At 47.3% G+C, this 18,268-nt stretch carries 12 protein-coding genes and 1 tRNA gene (1 of these 13 only partly in view); 9 read left to right on the forward strand and 4 right to left on the reverse strand.

Features of this window, described 5'->3' with window-relative positions; all coding sequences use genetic code 11:
* Positions 1-211 precede the first annotated feature (211 nt).
* Positions 212-287: transfer RNA gene (locus tag FCL45_RS22150), tRNA-Ala, on the forward strand.
* A 365-nt stretch (positions 288-652) separates the two neighbouring features.
* Here the strand turns inward: FCL45_RS22150 and FCL45_RS22155 are convergent.
* Complete coding sequence (locus FCL45_RS22155; protein WP_136798125.1) at positions 653-2,845, reverse strand: AAA family ATPase; 2,193 nt, start codon at positions 2,843-2,845, stop codon at positions 653-655.
* Between the two features lie 411 nt (positions 2,846-3,256).
* Here FCL45_RS22155 and aat point away from each other — a divergent pair, with 411 nt between their 5' ends.
* Positions 3,257-3,946 carry a leucyl/phenylalanyl-tRNA--protein transferase gene (gene aat / locus FCL45_RS22160; RefSeq protein WP_136798126.1) on the forward strand — a complete coding sequence of 230 codons (690 nt, stop codon included), beginning with the start codon at positions 3,257-3,259 and terminating at the stop codon, positions 3,944-3,946.
* On the forward strand, positions 3,933-4,478 hold the full coding sequence (locus FCL45_RS22165; RefSeq protein ID WP_228721398.1) for a TSCPD domain-containing protein: 546 nt from the start codon (positions 3,933-3,935) through the stop codon (positions 4,476-4,478). Before aat ends, FCL45_RS22165 begins: the two co-directional genes overlap by 14 nt.
* Before the next feature lie 38 nt (positions 4,479-4,516).
* On the opposite strand, the gene FCL45_RS22170 is transcribed toward FCL45_RS22165, so the two are convergent.
* Positions 4,517-6,622: an HD domain-containing protein gene (locus FCL45_RS22170; protein ID WP_136798127.1), complete on the reverse strand. Its 2,106-nt coding sequence runs from the start codon at positions 6,620-6,622 to the stop codon at positions 4,517-4,519.
* A gap of 147 nt (positions 6,623-6,769) precedes the next feature.
* Here FCL45_RS22170 and rnr point away from each other — a divergent pair, with 147 nt between their 5' ends.
* From rnr to FCL45_RS22190, 4 genes are all read left to right on the forward strand, one after another.
* Positions 6,770-8,989 (forward strand): ribonuclease R, encoded by a 2,220-nt coding sequence (gene rnr, locus FCL45_RS22175; protein ID WP_136798128.1) that lies wholly within the window; start codon positions 6,770-6,772, stop codon positions 8,987-8,989.
* Between the two features lie 176 nt (positions 8,990-9,165).
* Entirely contained in the window at positions 9,166-9,693 is a 528-nt protein-coding gene (locus FCL45_RS22180; protein WP_136798129.1) for a hypothetical protein, read from the forward strand.
* A gap of 145 nt (positions 9,694-9,838) precedes the next feature.
* Complete coding sequence (locus FCL45_RS22185) at positions 9,839-10,585, forward strand: RNA methyltransferase (protein WP_136798130.1); 747 nt, start codon at positions 9,839-9,841, stop codon at positions 10,583-10,585.
* A 19-nt stretch (positions 10,586-10,604) separates the two neighbouring features.
* Entirely contained in the window at positions 10,605-13,916 is a 3,312-nt protein-coding gene (locus FCL45_RS22190; protein ID WP_136798131.1) for an AfsR/SARP family transcriptional regulator, read from the forward strand.
* A 49-nt stretch (positions 13,917-13,965) separates the two neighbouring features.
* Here FCL45_RS22190 and FCL45_RS22195 read toward each other — a convergent pair whose 3' ends face one another.
* A complete protein-coding gene (locus FCL45_RS22195; protein WP_136798132.1) occupies positions 13,966-14,631 on the reverse strand; it encodes an endonuclease III domain-containing protein in 666 nt (221 codons plus the stop codon).
* A 26-nt stretch (positions 14,632-14,657) separates the two neighbouring features.
* Positions 14,658-15,773 carry a 6-phosphofructokinase gene (locus tag FCL45_RS22200; protein WP_136798133.1) on the reverse strand — a complete coding sequence of 372 codons (1,116 nt, stop codon included), beginning with the start codon at positions 15,771-15,773 and terminating at the stop codon, positions 14,658-14,660.
* Between the two features lie 400 nt (positions 15,774-16,173).
* Between FCL45_RS22200 and FCL45_RS25140 the strand changes: the two genes are divergently transcribed.
* Both FCL45_RS25140 and clpB read left to right on the forward strand, forming a co-directional pair.
* Positions 16,174-16,512, forward strand: coding sequence for an IscA/HesB family protein (locus FCL45_RS25140; RefSeq protein ID WP_338031715.1), 339 nt, complete (start codon positions 16,174-16,176; stop codon positions 16,510-16,512).
* 241 nt (positions 16,513-16,753) lie between these two features.
* A protein-coding gene (gene clpB / locus FCL45_RS22215; protein WP_136798136.1) for an ATP-dependent chaperone ClpB crosses the window boundary here: on the forward strand, positions 16,754-18,268 show its 5' portion. Its footprint extends 1,086 nt past the window's final position; the window shows 1,515 of its 2,601 coding nt (coding positions 1-1,515); it begins with the start codon at positions 16,754-16,756; its stop codon lies beyond the right edge, outside the window.

Raw genomic sequence — 18,268 nt, forward strand, 5'->3', positions numbered from 1 at the left:
ATTCAGCGGGATATCGACTTGGTGTTTTACCCCCCTCAATCGCGTAAATTCAAGGTCTCTAAGAGATCACTTACAAAACTCCAAACCATAACAAACCACCATAGGGTTTGGCAACAAATTAGGTGTCGGCTACAATAATAGAAGAAATTTCGTTGACAGCGATTTCAAAGCCAGGTATATAATCGGTCACAAATTGCAGAGAGCAAAATGTGGGGCTATAGCTCAGCTGGGAGAGCGCTTGAATGGCATTCAAGAGGTCGGCGGTTCGATCCCGCCTAGCTCCACCACAGATATAAAAAGGTTACACAATTAATTTTGTGTAACCTTTTCTTTTTGCGTCACACTTCACTTTCCATCATCCCGTCGTCCGACTCAGCACACATTTGCCACACTGGCTCCACACGAACAACAGCATCATCGATGCACAATCAAATACACACCCATAGTTTAATTTTAACTACTTATGGTATGCCCTGCCCGATAGTAAGCACCCTTGCTGCACATTCCCTCATGACAAAGTATACATGCAGACCCAAAAAACATTGGTGCAGTGATAATCATCGCAGGGGATTGAATAAGCTCCCTCATCTGAAATAAGAAAAATGAAGTGTTCCTCACATGACCCTTTTAATCCGGTTATGGAGCACAGAGCTTAAAGAAGCTTTTGAACAGCCACCGGAACCGAAAGCACATAGGGGCTATGTTCCCGCAGTGCATCAGAGATTGCGTCTCGTGCCATCCGCGCAGCCTCCATCGTTTCGTACTCCCCGTAGAACACATACACCTGCCCGGAATTTTGTCTGTCTTCCAGGATGAAAAAGTTGTCGGCTTCCTGTCTATATTCTTCGGCGTCAAGCATCTGCTCAATATTTTCCTGCGCATTTTCGGCTGAGAGCACCATGAGCTGCATGGTATATTTGCTGTCACTTTCACCATGCAACCAGTTCTCACCTGCGGCCAGGCGGCGGAAGTATTCATTCTCCAAGCCCGGATCTGTTACCAAATCAACTTTTGTTACCGAAGACTCAATAACAGCACTCTCCATTTCAGGGACTTTCTTGATATTCGAACCCTGTATATTGATACTTGAGACGGTAGCTTCAGCTGGTTTTATTACTTTTTTTGGCTCTGCGCTCACGGTTCCGACTGTATCCTGTCCCGCCCTCAAATGTTCTGTACTGGCCGGTTTTACTTCAGTCATCTCAGTTACAGGCGCACCGGGCTGAAACTCAATGTTTTCGGTGGAATCGTCCAGAGACTTTTCAAATATCAGGTCTATATCCTCATTCGAGAGACCTTCAACGACACTCTCTGCTTCGGTTTGAACAGTGCCGTCGATCTCAGCCACGATCTCTTCTGCCCCGCCCTGTGATTCAGATGATTCGGTTTCTTCTGCCACAATCCTTTTAGCGGAACCTTTTTTCAGAGTCACCGGCTTGCGCGTTACCCGCTCTTCAATAATTTTTTTCCCAACTGTGGGCTGTGGTACTATGCTGACTACTTCCTTGACGAAATCGTCATCACCAATGATCACCGAATTTTCTTCCTTATCGGCTTCCTCAGCATATGCCTTGGACAGATCTGGTTTAACTATCTGGCTGGAGTCTTCGGACAGGTCTGCAACTCCTGACGCTTCCTGTTTCAATGTACTCGCTTCGGCGGCGCCTTCCGGCAATTCTGATTTGAGAGCAACCAACTCATCAATCTCTATTTCATTTATTGTGGTGGGTTCATTTTCTAAACCGGCACTATTATCAACAATAACATCATGCCCTGCCGGTGTACCTTGTTCAGGCTGTTTTCTTTCTGTGAGACCGATTTCGGCTGATGCCTGCTCTAATATTGTTTCAGGTTCTTCAATAATAGGCCGCTGCCCGGCAACAGCTTCAATTGGTTCGTAGCTCTCTTTTTTATTGCCTGTCACCAACACAAAAACAACAGCAAGAGTGGCCACAATGGCTCCACCTGCCATCAACATCTTCTTGTTTGAATAACCGCCAGGCCCAGGTAGTACTGCCCCTTTAATCCCTGCTCCGGTTCCACCCTCGCCGCTTTCTGCATTTTCCAACATGACACAAAAGGAAGCCCCTGAGTTTCCTCGTTTCAGCACTTCGTCTGCGCAGCTATTGATCTTCCTGAAATTTCCCCTCGAGACCTGATTAATTCGCGCAACAGCTTCCGTAGTAAACGAACCGGCATCGACTTGAGCCAGACGCCCTGTACACATTTCAATATACAGGGCGGTCTCAGACTCACTCAGCGGTTGCAGACCATAACGTTTTTCAACAACCTCATTCAGATTACAAATATGCAACTGTTCCAAGTTCTCCAACAGGCCAGGCCGGCCTATAAAGAGGATCTGCATACGGAAATTGTTAGCGTTAACCATGTCCAGCATTTTACGAATGCGCTCGAGTGTAGCCAGATATATTCGTTCTGCGCCATCGAAAACCAACGTCAAACGCTCAGGTAAACTTGCTGCTGATTCGGCGATCTCCCCCACCGCCGCCGCGACGCCTTTTCTTGTAAGATCTGTCACCTCGACCCCGACAATCCGGGCAACGACCTTTACAACATTTTCAAATGACAGCACAGTCTTACTAAAATATATCAGCCGGCAGCCATCAACTGATTCGTTGGCAACCATCTTACCTATTACCGATTTGCCGCTTCCCGCCTCTCCGGTTACCACCACCATTGGCACGCCTTCCGCCAGGTCCTGCCTGATATTCTTCAATAGATTCAGACGCCCTATCTCGGGATGAAAATTTTGCGGAATAAACTCCTCAGAAAAAGGTGAAAATTCCTTAGGGGTGGCCTCTGTCATTTTGTCGTCTATCTTCATTTCTCTATATCCATCTGGAACTGCCGCCCTTAATCATAAACCAGACATTTTGCAGCAATTCCAATCTCGCTGTAACGTTCAATTCCTGTTGTCCTTTCACTTGGAACAGGTACAACCATTCACCTAATCCTGCCATTATATGACCAATCGCGCACCAATCCTACCATTGTCGGCACTTCGCTTCAACCGCTCTGAAATCGATCCGGCAGTTCGCTGCCTTCAATATCCATAATCGCCTGGTACAACTTTATTTAAAAGATGAGCTTTTCCGGCAGGTCTCTTGTTGGTACGTAACAGGCTCTGTGTTTAATATTTTAATGAGTATTTTACGATACAGATGCATTTTCCCTCTGCCGATTGCTCTGCATCGCATATTATTGACATCCTGGAAAACTACGGTTAACTTCATTCATGCCAGTATTTCAACTAACAGATAATATTGTATTTCCCCACCCTGACCTCGCAGAGGATAGCGGGCTGCTTGCCGTAGGCGGCGACCTCAGCCCCGAACGTCTCATTAAAGCTTATAGTAACGGGATTTTCCCATGGTACTCGGAAGGTGATCCTATTCTCTGGTGGTTCACTGCCCCGAGACTGGTATTGTTTCCCAACGAACTCAGGGTCTCTAAAAGATTAGCCCGAACCATCCGAAAGCAACCGTTTGAAATCAGCTTTGATCGGGATTTTGAGCAGGTCATCCATAACTGCGCCAGCTGCAGGACCAAAAAAGGTGAAGAGACCTGGATCATTAATGAAATGCAAAACGCATATATCGAATTACACAGGCGTGGCTACTGTCATAGCGTCGAGTGCTGGCAAAAAGGCCTACTCGCCGGTGGTCTTTACGGGGTTCTGATAGACAAGGTCTTTTTCGGAGAATCGATGTTCACCCGGATTACTGATGGCTCAAAGATAGCCTTTGTTGCGCTGATTGAACACCTCAAAAGAATTGGGGTTCAGCTGGTTGACTGCCAGATGACAACGGAACACTTGCTCCGCTTCGGAGCACGAGAGGTTGAGGGAAAAACGTTTCAACAATTGTTGGATAAATATATCCAATCATCCAACCCTGATGGTAGGTGGACGAATGAGCAAAAATGAGAAGAGAACAGGAACCTGTCCAGGCTGTATAAAGGAAAGAGAACTGACCCCATTTGATAACCTTGAACTCTGCTCCGAATGCGGGTCGATCGCGGAAATGATTGCCAGAGACAAAGATCGGGTCACTCGAATCAAAAATCTGCTGCCAGAAAGGAAAAATGGCGATCCGGTGGTACTTCCGGAAGTTCTGGATGCTGTTCGCTACAGGACTAAAGATCGGGAACACAATAGCTGGTACGTCTCCATCAGCGAAATGAAAGGTGAACCAGTTGAAATTTTTGCTTCCACTGCCTTTGACCGGGACCAGCACCTTCAGTCAAGAATATCCAATCTGACAACAATTACCCGGCTGGTCTCCCTGGTTTTACGGCATATAGCACTTGGTGAAGATCTGACTCTGGAAAAGACCCTAACCCAACTACACAGAAGCTCCAGGCAACGCGACGATCTACCGGATATGCTGGTAAAGGTTCTCAGTAAGTATGCGAACCGCCCAGAGGATATTGCCAGACACGAAGTTGAAACACCCTGATCTTTTCAGAGCAGTGTTTCGCAACCTGCTGGAGGTGATCAGCACTCCAGGTAAAACTCATAGGGGATATTGGACTTGTCGAAGTGCCGCAAGACCTTGTGCAGTGCATGCAGGTTCGGCACCTTGAAGTTAAGTTGCCAGGCCGGCTCAAGGGTGGAATATTTAGAAAGCAGCTGAAGGTGGGTGACATCCAATTCTTCTGGTGCATTTCCCAGGGACTGCATAACTTCAGCCCGGGACGCCCGTAGGATGTGCAACTCCTGTTGCTTGCGCACAGATGTTTCCCGAAGTTGCCAGCTGATATTTACCGCGTCTTCGCGCCTGAACTTGATGGAGTGCAATCGAGTGCATTTTTTGTGGTGTACTGAGAACCCTTTCTCGGTGAGTAACGCGCAATTATCCTTGTTGGCAGGGTTTGGCTTACAACAGGAAGAGAGCTTCACAACTACGGGATCCAGTGTGGTCAGCTGAATTTTATTAAAGGCTCCGGTTGGTGTGAAAAGTGGAGACACACCATCGAACATATCATTTTTAATCCTGGCCATAACATCATAAAGCCGCAGACGCCCCTCACCAGTACGACCGTAAAGTTCCTCCAGCGTGTCGACATGGAAATCCCTGAGCAGTTGAAGCAATGGTTCCCCCTCCAGAACATGAAACGGGAAACCGTAACGGAGCATCTCCTGCCTGAGAAGCGATTCACCGACCTGACGGGTAACTCTTCTCCGTCGAATCCTGAATCCTCTGGCCAATTCAGCTCTGGCCCTGGGCGTCTTACAGATATTAATGACATGCTGCTCAAAGCGAACCGGCTCCTTGGCTCGTATGATTCGGACCATGGAACCATCCGTCAGCACATGATCAGCAGGCACCCTGGTATTTCGTATCATCGCACCGAGACAGGTCCGGCCAATCTCAGTATGGACCCGAAAGGCAAAGTCGAGAACCGTTGATTTAAACGGCAGACAGATAAGATCTCCCTGGGGCGTATAGGTGTAAATTTCTTTCTTGCCACTGGCGGCGATGACATCCCGGTACGAGAACGACTCGTCTGAACTCAATACATCGAAGAGTTCCTGAACCTCTTTGACAAAATGTCCCTGCTTACCCGACTTTGAACTCCAGTTACGAAAAAGGCCCCGCTGAGCCTTTCTGGCCATCTCATAGTCCCGTATTTTAAAGAGGAATTTCTGACCCTTAATGATAGCCCTTGCGTGGAGCCCCTGATAGCCTGTCGGCTTCGGATTGGCTATAAAGTCACGGATAGTTCGGGGAATAGGACGGAATGTCTCGTTGATTATGCCCAGGGCGCGATAACAGGAATGGCGATCTTTAACGACAATAACGATCTCCATCGGAGTTTCGATGCGTTTCAGGAGCAACCGGTTGGTAGCATCGTAATAAGCCCAAAGTTCTTTAGTACGCATATTCACTTCGGCGGGAAGCTCATATGCCTTCACCTGCTGCCTGAGTGCCTGTACTATTTCCAGGCCGATTGGTGACTTGCCCAACTGCCTGATATGACTGTTAAGCTTAGCACCCTGTTTGGGATATTTAAAAAGCAGAGCCAGATTATACATCTGCCTCTTAATGGTAAATAAGCCGAACACGGTTGCCAAAGGCGCATAAATATCTATTGTTTCATCAGCTATTCTCTGGCGCTTCTTGCGCGGCAATGCCTGCAGGGTACGCAGATTGTGCAGCCGGTCGGCAAGTTTAACAAGCATAACTTCCGGTCGCAGTGCCGCACCTGAAAATATTTTTCTGTGCGTTCTCTGGGAATTATGTTGCTTACTGCCCGAAACATGCGTTACTTTTGTGCAACCCTCAACGATTGCCTGAACATAGTGACCAAATCGATCACCTACCACTTCAGCCGTCACTTCCTCCACATCTTCAACAGTGTCATGTAACAGTGCAGCAGCAAGAATTTCCGGATGGATGATATCCATCTCTTCGGCTAGAATTTTGGCAACTGAACAAGGATGAAGGATATACGCATCACCAGATTTACGCCATTGATCATAATGGGCCTCAATTGCAAAATCGAGTGCTTCCCAGAAAACAACCTGATCCGGAGAATCTCCCAAGAGGTCAAGCATCTGCCGACGGTAAGAAACTATATCAAAAGGAATACGACGCATACTCTCCTTTTAGGCGCATGCCAGCATCGGCACAGATATATATCTGCCCGCTAAAACCATGCTACACTGAAGAAAACTAATAAAATAACAGACAATCTTGTCTCAGAATAACAGAATTCCCCGTTCAGGGGGAACAAATTTCATTTCATGACTCAAAAAAGATACTCACGAAAAAAGCATCATTCCAAATCCTCTCACAAAAGAGGATCATCGTCGAAAGACCAAACAATACAACATTTTGAAAAGCAGGTTTTGGCCTACCTCTACACCTCCACAGAACCGGCAAGCATGGCCGACATCACCCGGGCTGTTACCGGAAAGAGTACACTGACCCAAGAGGTCAAAGGTACTTTTACTCATCTGTTACATACTAAAACATTAACCAAGGCGGACAAGAAGAGATTTCAACTCAGTCCCAATGCTCCTCTTTACGAGGGCACATTGCAGCAACATCCGAGAGGCTTTGGTTTCGTATCCGTCGCTGTCAAGCACGCCAAGGCTCCCGATCTGGCCAAGGATATCCACATCACTTCGAACAGGATGGGCGGTGCCATGCACGGCGACCGGGTTCTGGTTCACACCCGGCGTGGCGGCTCTTCCGGACGCCCTGAAGGTACAATCTTAAAAGTTTTGAACCCTGGGGCAGACACAATTGCAGGTACTATAGAATTAACACGGCGCGGTTGCTTCGTTCACCCGGATGACAGCAGATTCCCTTTTACTGTCGAAGTGAACCCTGCCGGCTTCGACAACCTTGCCAATGGCATTGCAGTCATCGCCCAGTTCCGTCGTCCTGAAAAACCATCGCCTGTTATAAAAGGGAAGATCATCGAACTCCTTGGGCCAGCCGATAATATCGATGTACAAATGCGGCTGGTGATTGAAAAGTTCCATCTGTCACACATCTTCAGCGATGAAACCCTGGCAGAAGCGAACCAACTGCATGAAAGCGTTAAGCTAACCGAGGACCGTGAAGATTTACGTGACATCCTGCATGTAACAATAGATGGGGAAACAGCCAAAGATTTTGATGACGCAGTCTGTGTTACCAAAACCGCACAGGGTTTCCAACTCCATGTGTCAATTGCCGATGTCTCTCACTATGTGAAACCCGGCTCGGCCATCGACACGGATGCATATCAAAGGGGTACATCCATATATTTTCCAGGCAGAGTAATTCCCATGCTGCCCGAGAAGTTGTCTAATAATCTTTGCAGCCTTATCCCCAACGTAGATCGAATGGCAGTGACAGCAGTCCTGGATTTCGACCATTCCGGCAAGCGGATCGGTAAGCGGTTCTGCAGATCCGTTATTAAAAGTCATAACAGATTTACCTACACCACGGTTGCCCAGCTTGTTATAGATAAAGATGAAGAGACTCGAAACGCTTTTGGTCCCTTTCTTACCATGCTTGATCATGCAAACGACCTCGCCCGGGTACTCCTCGCCAGGCGACTGGAGAGAGGCTCTATTGGTTTTTCATTGCCCGAAGCCGAAATCCAACTTGATACAGACGGTCATATCGAGAGCATAACCAGAGCTGAACGGAATTTTGCCCATCAGATAATCGAAGAGTTTATGCTGGCAGCCAATGAAGCGGTGGCAGAAACCTTCACCAGGAAACATCGTCAAAGCCTCTATCGAATTCACGAATTGCCGGATCATGACAAAATTGTGGAATTCAGCGAATTCGCCAAGACGCTCGATCTTCAGCTCCCCCCACCCGAATCAACTGCTGAGTGGTTTGGCAAAGTTCTTAAACTCTGTAAAGGTTCACCCAAGGAGTATATCGTTAACAACCTTCTGCTAAGAGCAATGCAGCAGGCCAGATATTCTTCGGACAATGTCGGGCATTTTGCTCTGGCAGCTACAGATTACACCCATTTCACCTCCCCTATCCGTCGCTACCCCGATCTCATCGTCCACAGAGAGCTCTGTGCAATGCTGGCGGAACAGAGCACACGCAAAAAACAGACCAAAGCAGAAAACACTATAAAGAATGACCTGCGCGAAGTCGGGATATTCCTCTCCGGCAGAGAACGGACCGCAGTCTCATCAGAGCGCGACATGGCCGACCGGCTCAAACTGCTCTATATGGAAAAGCATCTTGGTGAATCGTTCAAAGCAATCATTTCCGGCGTAACTGACTTTGCGTTCTTTGTCGAATTGTTGGATCTCTTCATAAGCGGATCTGTCTCACTTGAGTCACTCAATGACGACTATTACCTCTTTGACGGCAAACATCATCGAGTCATTGGTGAGGTAAGCGGCAAGATCTATCAAATTGGTGATATCATCAGCGTTACCGCAAGCGATGTTGATAGAAATAAAAACAGAATTTACTTCGAACCATCTTCACAGCAATAACGAGTAGAAAGACTTAAAAATCAGTCCATCTAGCCGACAGGGCCTATATTGATCGATATTTTTGCACCTTGACTTGCTGCACTATTTCGAATTAAGTACTCTCAGGAAGGTACTGATTAATACTTTTTTTTCTAAAGATATATTTTACGGTTAACTCGTTCTGGAGGATAGTTCATATGGAAGAAACCAGCATGCTTGCGTCGTTATTCGGCAATCCTTTTGCCAAGGGGCTTGCTTTAGGCTTAGTGATCTGTATCATCTTGTGTTCGTTTATGTACATTCGCGGACTGCTTCGCAGACGTGAACTCAGTAAAGAGGTTGACCGTCTGCGCAACCATCTGCACACCAAACTGGAAATCGATTCTACTGATAACGAACGGCGTAAGGCAGAGCTGACCCGTCTGAAGCAGGAGCGCGACAATCTCCGCATTACTGTGCAGTCACTGAACCAGAAGCCTGGTCGAAAAGAGATTCGTCAATACTACATCTATCAGACCGCAATCGACATCATGTTCGAAAAAGCTCCAGGGTTTGCACCAGCCTGGCAGGTTACCCTGAAGGAGGCTGAGAGACTGTTCGAAAAATCTGAAAGTGGTGTGGTACCTCTGCTTAAAAGACTGATGCCTTCTACCGCTGACAAGCAGGTTGAAGAGTACGAAAAAATCAGCAGAATCTCAATGGATACCACCAGCAAGAAAAACTGAGATTTTTCTGCACGAGCGGAAATTCGACGTCAGTTTCAATTACTTCAAGCAGGGATTGACCGAAACAACGGTTCAATCTCTGCTTGTTGTTTAAGCCCTCTGCCAACACCCCTCCTTTTACAATTTCCTTTTCCTGACAGATATCATGCATCAAGACCGTGAGCTTTTATCCCAGGTGGCCATTGTCCTCGTCCACCCGAAATTTGCAGAAAATGTAGGTTCTGCCGCGAGGGTCGCTTTTAATATGGGCATCAGCAGAATCATTCTGGTCCGCGACGAAATGCCGGACCGGGAAAACATGGCCAAAATGGCCACCCACAAAGCTGCACATCTTCTCGACTCGATAGAGGTATATTCCACCCTGGAGGAAGCACTGAAACCCTTTTCGATTATCGTCGGCACCACGGCCCGACTCGGCAAAAAGAGAACCATCGAGCGTAATCCCAGGGAAGTGATAGAAGCGGTTATCCCCGATCTCCCCAACAACCATATGGCCATAATGTTCGGCCCGGAAGATACCGGCCTGACCAATGACGAACTAAAATACTGCAATTACACCTCATGCATTCCGACAGCCGATTTTTCATCACTCAATCTGGCCCAGGCTGTCGCTATCCACTGCTATGAACTGTATTTCAGTATAGTTCACGCCCCCAACGCTGTTGAGCCCAATCCAAGATATGCATCATCTTTCGAACTCGAAGGGATGTATAAGCATGTGGAGGATGCCTTATTACGTATTGATTTTCTGAAAGAAAAAAGTCATACATACTGGATGAGCAACATCAGGCAGTTCCTTGGAAGAGTCAGACTTTCCTCTAAAGACGCCAGCGTCATTCGTGGTATTTGTCGCCAGTTTTTATGGTACAAGGGGAAAAACCAGAAAGAATGATTTACTATGAGAGCCGACGATGGACACACGCGATATCCCCAGACCCTTTGCCATTCCATCAAATAAATTCTACCCTCCCCATATTGACGAATCTCAATCCCTGCTCCGCACCGGCCTGCTGAACTCTAAACTTCCGCATAAAATCCGGAACAAAAAAGCAATCATCATAGAAGCCCAGGCTGGCCAGGGAAAAACGACCCTCGTCTCGCAATTCATCAATCATCACAATATTGATTTTATCTGGTACCAGATCGGCCCTGAAGATTCCGACCCGGTATTGCTGCTCTCATCGCTACTGGCAAATTTCAATCAGAAATTTACCGATTTTCACTCCCCGCAACTCACCACCATACTCCGGGACGGAGTCGTCGGTCCCCTCGACCTGAAAAAATGTGCCAACATCCTGCTTGGTGATCTGAACATCTACCTCCAGCAGGATATGTTCATTGTTTTTGATGATCTACATTTACTCACCGGCAGCATACTCACCAACAATCTGCTTGAGTATATGATCGACACATCTCCGCCGCGACTCCATTTTATACTCATCTCAAGGCACCCTCTCGAGATGAAATGTAAAACCTTCCGGGACAGCAGTAAAATCAGCTATCTGAGCACCAGTGATCTCGCACTCGACAATAGAGAAATCGAAGACCTTTTCACCAATGTTTTCGAAAGAGATATCACCCGCCAGGACGCGATTGATATCCACCGCATGACTAACGGCTGGATAATGGGCATCGTACTCGCCAGCCACCCGATGAGCGGCCGCAATCACTTTTGGCAAAACTCCACCAATGACTCTGTCATTGCCCCGGATTCAGACCAGGGACACATGCTTGATTATTTCCAGGATGAAATTTTCGACAAGATCCCGGAGGAGTTACACACTCCGTTCTTCCGTCTATCATTCATCAGTGAAATTCCCGTTCAACTCGCTACGATCCTTACCGGTATCGAAGACTTTGGAAACATCCTCTCAGAAATGGCCAGAGAGAATTTTTTCGTCTACAGACTTGATGACAACAAATCTGTATTCAGGTTCCATCACTTTTTTCAGGAATTCCTCCAATTGCAGGGTACAGCTCTGTTCAGCAACACCGAAATCCAGTCGATCCATACCAGGGAAGCCGAGTACTATCTGGAACTGGACATGGTTGAAAAAGCCCTTGCCTGCTACCGGAAAGCTGAGGACTACCTGACTATGGACCGTATCCTGCAAACCAGAGGTATGGAACTTGTATCCAAAAACCGGACATTTACCATTTTTGCCCTGTTAAATTCGATCCCAAAAGAGACTCTTTTTGAATATAACTGGCTGACCTTTTTTGCCGGATTGATGCAAAACGATTATTCGCCCCAGACAACCCTGCCATATTACGAACGGGCTATCGAGCTGTTTATGGAAAGCCGTGATCCCATAGGTGAAATTTTGTGTCTGTCCCAGATGATTTATTTCCATTTCGTCATCACCGGCAAATACAATGTAGGCTCACGACTGCTCCCCAACACTGCTCACCTTTTAAAGGCACACGAACAATCCCTCCCGGACACGGTAAAAATTCTTGCTGCCCGTAATCTTGCCTGCGGTCACTGCTTCTTTGATAGCCAAATGGATAAAGCCAGAAATTATATCCATATGGCCAACACCCTCTCCAAACGTTATGACAGTAGAAATTTCCAAGCCTCCGCCCGTTTTACCAAGGGATATATTGAATTACTCTGTGGCAATAGGGCAAAATTTCTGCGTGAGGCTGAAAAATGCTACTCCCTGTCAAACGACCCGTTAGTTGGGATGTCAAACAAACTGACCATTCACGTGATGTACCTCTGTTACCTCTCCATGGTCGGTGATTTCCTCAACTTTAAAATCGCACAGGAAGCAATTCAGAAAAGCATTGACCGGACAATCGTCGACCAGACTGTGGCTGCGCCATATATTTATGTATGGGGAGCCGCCTGCTACATCTCCATGGGCCAGACCGATACCTCAATGGAGCTTTTGAACAAGGGATTCGGTATCACTTCAACAGCCTCCAGTCATCACATGCACAGTCAATTGTTACAGTGGCTTGCTTATGGACATGCGCTACAGGGGAGCAATGAAGAGGCCGTACATTTCATAGAAGAATCTATTACTCTTCGATCAGACACAGGCGGAGTCTTTTATGAACTGTTCAATAATATTATGGCAGGCGCCATCTATGCCCGCACTGGGCAGGGCGATAAGGCCGCAGCGCTATTAGACGACGGTGTCGCCAGAACACAGCTTATTCCGTCTACCTTCCTGCATATCTGTGCACTCTTTCAGCGCAGTTACTGCAAGCTGGTCTACGTCGATACTGAAAGCGCCCTCGATGATCTCGAAGCTGGATTGTCTCTTATGAAAAGCAACGGCTACACCCATTTCTGGGGGTGGGAGCCTGTTATGATGACTAAGCTGCTGACACTGGCCGTCCAGTTTGATATCGAGAGAAGCTTCGCACAGATGCTCTGCCAGGAACGATTAAAAATGCATCTTGGAGAAAATGGCGAACCCACTCCCCTGCTCAACTTTTCCCTCCTCGACAGCTTCCAGATAAGTCTTGGCACAACCATTATTAGCCATTCTAAAGATCTCACCCCATCCCAGCGTGAGCTTCTAGGCCTGTTGATAACTGCCAAAGGTCAGAGAATAAGCCAGGAGAGAATCCAGCTTGAACTATGGCCGGACAACACTCCGGAAAATGCCCGCAAGAGTTTTGACACCCTGCTTACCCGACTGAGAAAGGAGCTCTCTAAAAATGAAATACTTCAGGTTCGGGATTACATCCACATGCAGAAAGGAATTCTCTGTCTGAGCAACTATCAGATGGATTCCCTGCAATTTACCGATGCGGCCCGCAGAGGAATTGTTCACGCCAAAAATAGCGACTGGTGGCAGGCTGGCAACGCCTTCCAGCACGCACTCTACCACTGGAAAGGTTCTTTGCCTGAAGATAGTTTCAAGAGTGAACAGGTCCTGACCTACAATGATCAACTCGCCAATACCCTTATCGAATTTACGACGACCTGGGCACGTCATATGGCAGAAACCGGCCGCACCGATGAAGCTATAGCCCTTATCGAAAGAGTGCTGCAAACCAACAAGCTTGAAGAAGAGCTAGTCACTCTGCTCTATGCACTACACTCTAAAAACAACAGCCCGATCAAAGCTAAAGAGACATTGGAACGATATAAAGTGGCATTGAAAAAAGTTGAATATTCACAACGGGAGATCGATGAGTACATAGAGGTAATCCTCGCCACAGCAAAGGAGACGGTATTCGAGCAATCCAGTTCTTCCTACTAGGAAGTCAGGATTCAACACCTTCCCCCTGCTCCTGTGAAATGAGCGTGTGCTATACTCCTGCCCCCCCCTCTTCTATTCCGGCAAGAGGGCACATCTCACACAGTGGTGAACTCTTTTTGCAATAGTCCTTGCCGACCATAACGATCAGGGCGTGATACTCACCATAAAGTTGCGGGTCCGGCTCCAGCCTGCTGGTGAATTCTTCCTGCAATTCGTTGTAATCACACTCTTCAGCTACCAGCCCGTGTCTGGAAAAAACCCGATGGGTATAGTTGTCGACCACAAAGACCGGATGGTTTCCGCAATACAGCAGTATTACATCTGCAGTCTCAGGTCCTACCCCCTTTACCGTCAGCAGATTTGACCTGGCATCCTCAGTGCTGCCGGCAAGCAATGCGTCCAGATCGCCCCCATAGCATCCTGAGATCATCTTCAGTAGATTATGGAGGCGCTTCGCTTTCACATTATAATAGCCTGATGGCCTGATGAGTTCGGCCAACTCATCAGCCGGGGTAGCATGCATTGCCGCAAATGAAAGCAGACCTGCGTCCCGGAGATTATCCATTGCCTTGGCTACATTCGTCCAATTAGTATTCTGGACCAAAACCGCACCGACAAGGATTTCAAACTCCGTTTCACCCGGCCACCAGTTTTTTTGCGGGCCATAATGCTGATAGAGACGATCGTAAACTTCTAAAAATGATTTGGCCCGCATAATGCGAAATCCTTTATGAGCAGATATTATTTCTTTATGACAGGCCAATTTTCAGGGGAATCACCAAGGCAAATCCCTATATCATCAGCCGTTAATATTTTGTCTGAATCAAGATTTACCTTCTTTCTTGAACGGATCGCATCTTCCAGGGGTACGCCTTTCATTGTGGAGTGCACAAAAGCCACCATCTGCCCAAATTTACCCTCTTCAACTATGCGCACCGCTGCAGCTCCAAAACGAAGTGCCAACAGTCTGTCAAACGTGGTAGGTGAACCGCCTCGCTGCAAATGACCTAGCACCAGCGATCTGGTATCTTTGTCTGTTCGCCGGCGGATCTGATCGGCAACATACTCCCCTACCCCACCAAGCACCACCTCTTCACGGCCAAGTTCGCCTACGCCTTTATTAAAAGATTCACCAGACTTCGTCACCGCCCCCTCGGCAACCACAACTATTGAATAATGCTTGCCATACAACTCATTATCCGTAATCTTCTCGCACACATAGTCCATATCAAAGGGGATCTCGGGAATCAAAATGGCATCAGCTCCACCAGAAATCCCCGAATAGAGTGCAATCCAGCCCGAATCCCGTCCCATAACCTCTACAACCATAACCCGATTATGCGATTTTGCTGTGGAGTGCAATTTATCAAGAGCTTCAGTTGCCGTTGATACAGCGGTATCAAAACCGAATGTTCGATCCGTCTCTTCCAGATCATTGTCGATTGTTTTCGGAATTCCGATCACCGGCATCCCCTTCAGGGCGAACCTGTGAGCTATTTCAAGGCTACCATCTCCTCCAATGGCGATATGACAGTCAAACCCCATTCGATGGAAATTTCGAAGTATCTTATCAGAAACATCAACAATCTGGATCTCACCGGCAAGATTCTCCACAGGTCGTGCAAATGGATGACCCTTATTGGCAGACCCGAGAATCGTGCCTCCCATGGCGTAAATCTCGGATACATCCTTAGGGGTGAGCCTGATCATCTTGTCTATATCCAGAAAACCGCCGTACCCATCCCGGCTGCCATAGACGTCCCAGCCTCGTTTGTAACATGAGTGTACAACCGCAAATATCACCGCATTCAGACCTGGGGCATCGCCTCCCCCTGTTGAAATGACTATTTTTTTCATATTAGATACCTTCTGAATAATGAACGGATGTTGAGGTTTGACAAAGGGTCAACTTCTTCCGGTTCAGGCTGCGTTAATGAACACAGACTATTTATAGAGAGATAACAAAACATTATACATTCAATGGTGTCCGATGAGTCACTGCAAAATAATATAAACAATATCACCTTCATTTTCAGCGGTTCAAGTAAAAAACTTGTTGCACAATGGCACTGGTTATGTAATCAACAGAGTGACCTCAATTCAAAAGCAGCAGGAAAGGTTCTATTAAATAAGATTCTTAATTGACATCTCATATTCTGCACTTACCTTTTGTGGCACAAGAAGAAACTTCCCCAGGGAAGTCAAACCAGTAACAGTTCAACAATGTAAGCAAAATTGTTGAAACCGAGGAGGCAATATGTCTGATTTCAGTGTAACAGACTTAGCTGTAGAAAAACTAAAAGAATACATGGAGCAGAACAATATCGATTCTGCTCTGCGTGTCGCCCTCATGCAGGGTGGCTGAGCTGGACCCTCTCTGGGCTTGGCTCTGGATGAGCCAAAAGATAACGACAAAGTATACGAGAACGACACCCTGAAGTTTCTGGTTGAAGAGAGCCTGCTGACTACTTGTGGTTCTATCACCGTAGACTTCATCGACGCTGGACCTCGTTCCGGTTTCGGTATCACCTCCTCCAACCCAATTGGCGGCGGTGGCTGTAGCTCTGGAGACTGTTCTTCAGGCAGCTGCGGCTGATTCTCACATACTTTCATATATATGAGTTCTGATTCGTTCAGAACTTATCGAAAGTTGAAGGGGCTTTCTCGGTTACGAGAAAGCCCCTTTTTTTATTACCTTTTCCTCTTCCTCATACCCTTCCCCTCCTGCTTGACACAACTTTTAACGATTCTTATGTTCTCAGCGCTGAGATGTTCACTATTCCATGTAACCGAGGTTAGTTATCTGTCATCGAGAAAGGCAGACCCGGGAGGGGAAAATGCAATTTGACAAATTCACATTAAAATCGCAGGAAGCTATCCAGGCTGCACAACAGCTTGCGAGGGATAACGGACAACAGGAGATTCGGCCAGCCCATGTGGCACGGGTGATTCTGGAACAAAAGGGAGGTGTGGTCTCTTCGATTCTGAAAAAAATGGGTGTCGATCCTTCACAGGTTCTTGCTGACTGCATTTCTCAGATTGAAGCCATCCCGAAGGTGAGCGGCACCGGCGCCGGACAGATATACCTCTCCAATAATCTCCAGAAAGTTCTCGACTCCGCTTTCAAGATTGCCGGGTCTATGCAGGACGAATTTGTGAGCCAGGAGCATATCTTCCTGGCTATTATCAGGAATGACTCAGACGATTTTGCTAAATCATTGAAAAACAGAGGGGTTACTGAAAACAAATTCCTGGAAGCATTGCAGTCAATCAGAGGTGATCACAGGGTAACAGACCCCTATCCTGAAGAAAAGTATCAGGCTCTCGAGAAATACGGTATCAACCTCACCAATCAAGCCAAACTCGGTAAACTCGATCCGGTTATCGGACGTGACAATGAAATACGGAGAATCGTCCAGGTACTCTCCAGAAGGACGAAGAATAACCCGGTACTGATCGGTGAACCGGGAGTCGGCAAGACTGCCATTGTCGAGGGACTCGCACAAAGAATAGTTAACGGTGATATTCCCGCTACGCTTAAAGACAAGCAGGTCGTAACTCTCGATCTTGGCGCGATGGTTGCCGGGGCGAAGTACCGCGGCGAATTTGAAGATCGACTGAAAGCAGTCCTGCAAGAGGTTCAGAAAAAAGCTGGGGCTATCATCCTCTTTATTGATGAAATCCATACACTGGTCGGTGCCGGAGCGGCCGAGGGCTCAATGGATGCCTCAAACATGCTCAAACCAGCGCTTGCAAGGGGTGAGCTCCATTGCGTCGGTGCAACTACACTGGATGAATACCGCAAATACATAGAAAAAGACAGCGCCCTGGAAAGACGCTTTCAACCGGTGATAGTTCAGGAGCCAACAGTCGAAGATACCATAGCTATCCTGCGGGGCATAAAAGATAAGTACGAAGTACACCACGGTGTACGAATACAGGATTCTGCCACTGTAGCTGCGGTAACCCTTTCAAACAGATATATAACCGACCGCTTCCTGCCCGACAAGGCGATAGACCTCATCGATGAAGCAGCCTCCCAGCTTCGAATAGAGATCGACTCCATGCCAACAGAGATCGATGAACTTGAAAGAAAACGTATCAAACTGGAAATAGAACAGGAGGCCCTTAAAAAAGAAGATGACAAGGTCTCAATTGACAGGCTTGGAGAGATCCGTGAAAAGCTCGCCAATCTTACCGAGCAACTCAACGGCATGCGGGGTCAATGGTCCCTCGAAAAAGAGACTATTCAGAAAATACGCGATATAAAAGGAAAGATCGATGAGCTTCATGTGGAAGAACAGCAGGCCGAGAGGAGAGGAGATCTCAGCACCGTCGCTGAAATCCGCTAC

This window comes from Desulfosediminicola ganghwensis, from assembly GCF_005116675.2.
Taxonomy (GTDB): domain Bacteria; phylum Desulfobacterota; class Desulfobulbia; order Desulfobulbales; family Desulfocapsaceae; genus Desulfopila; species Desulfopila ganghwensis.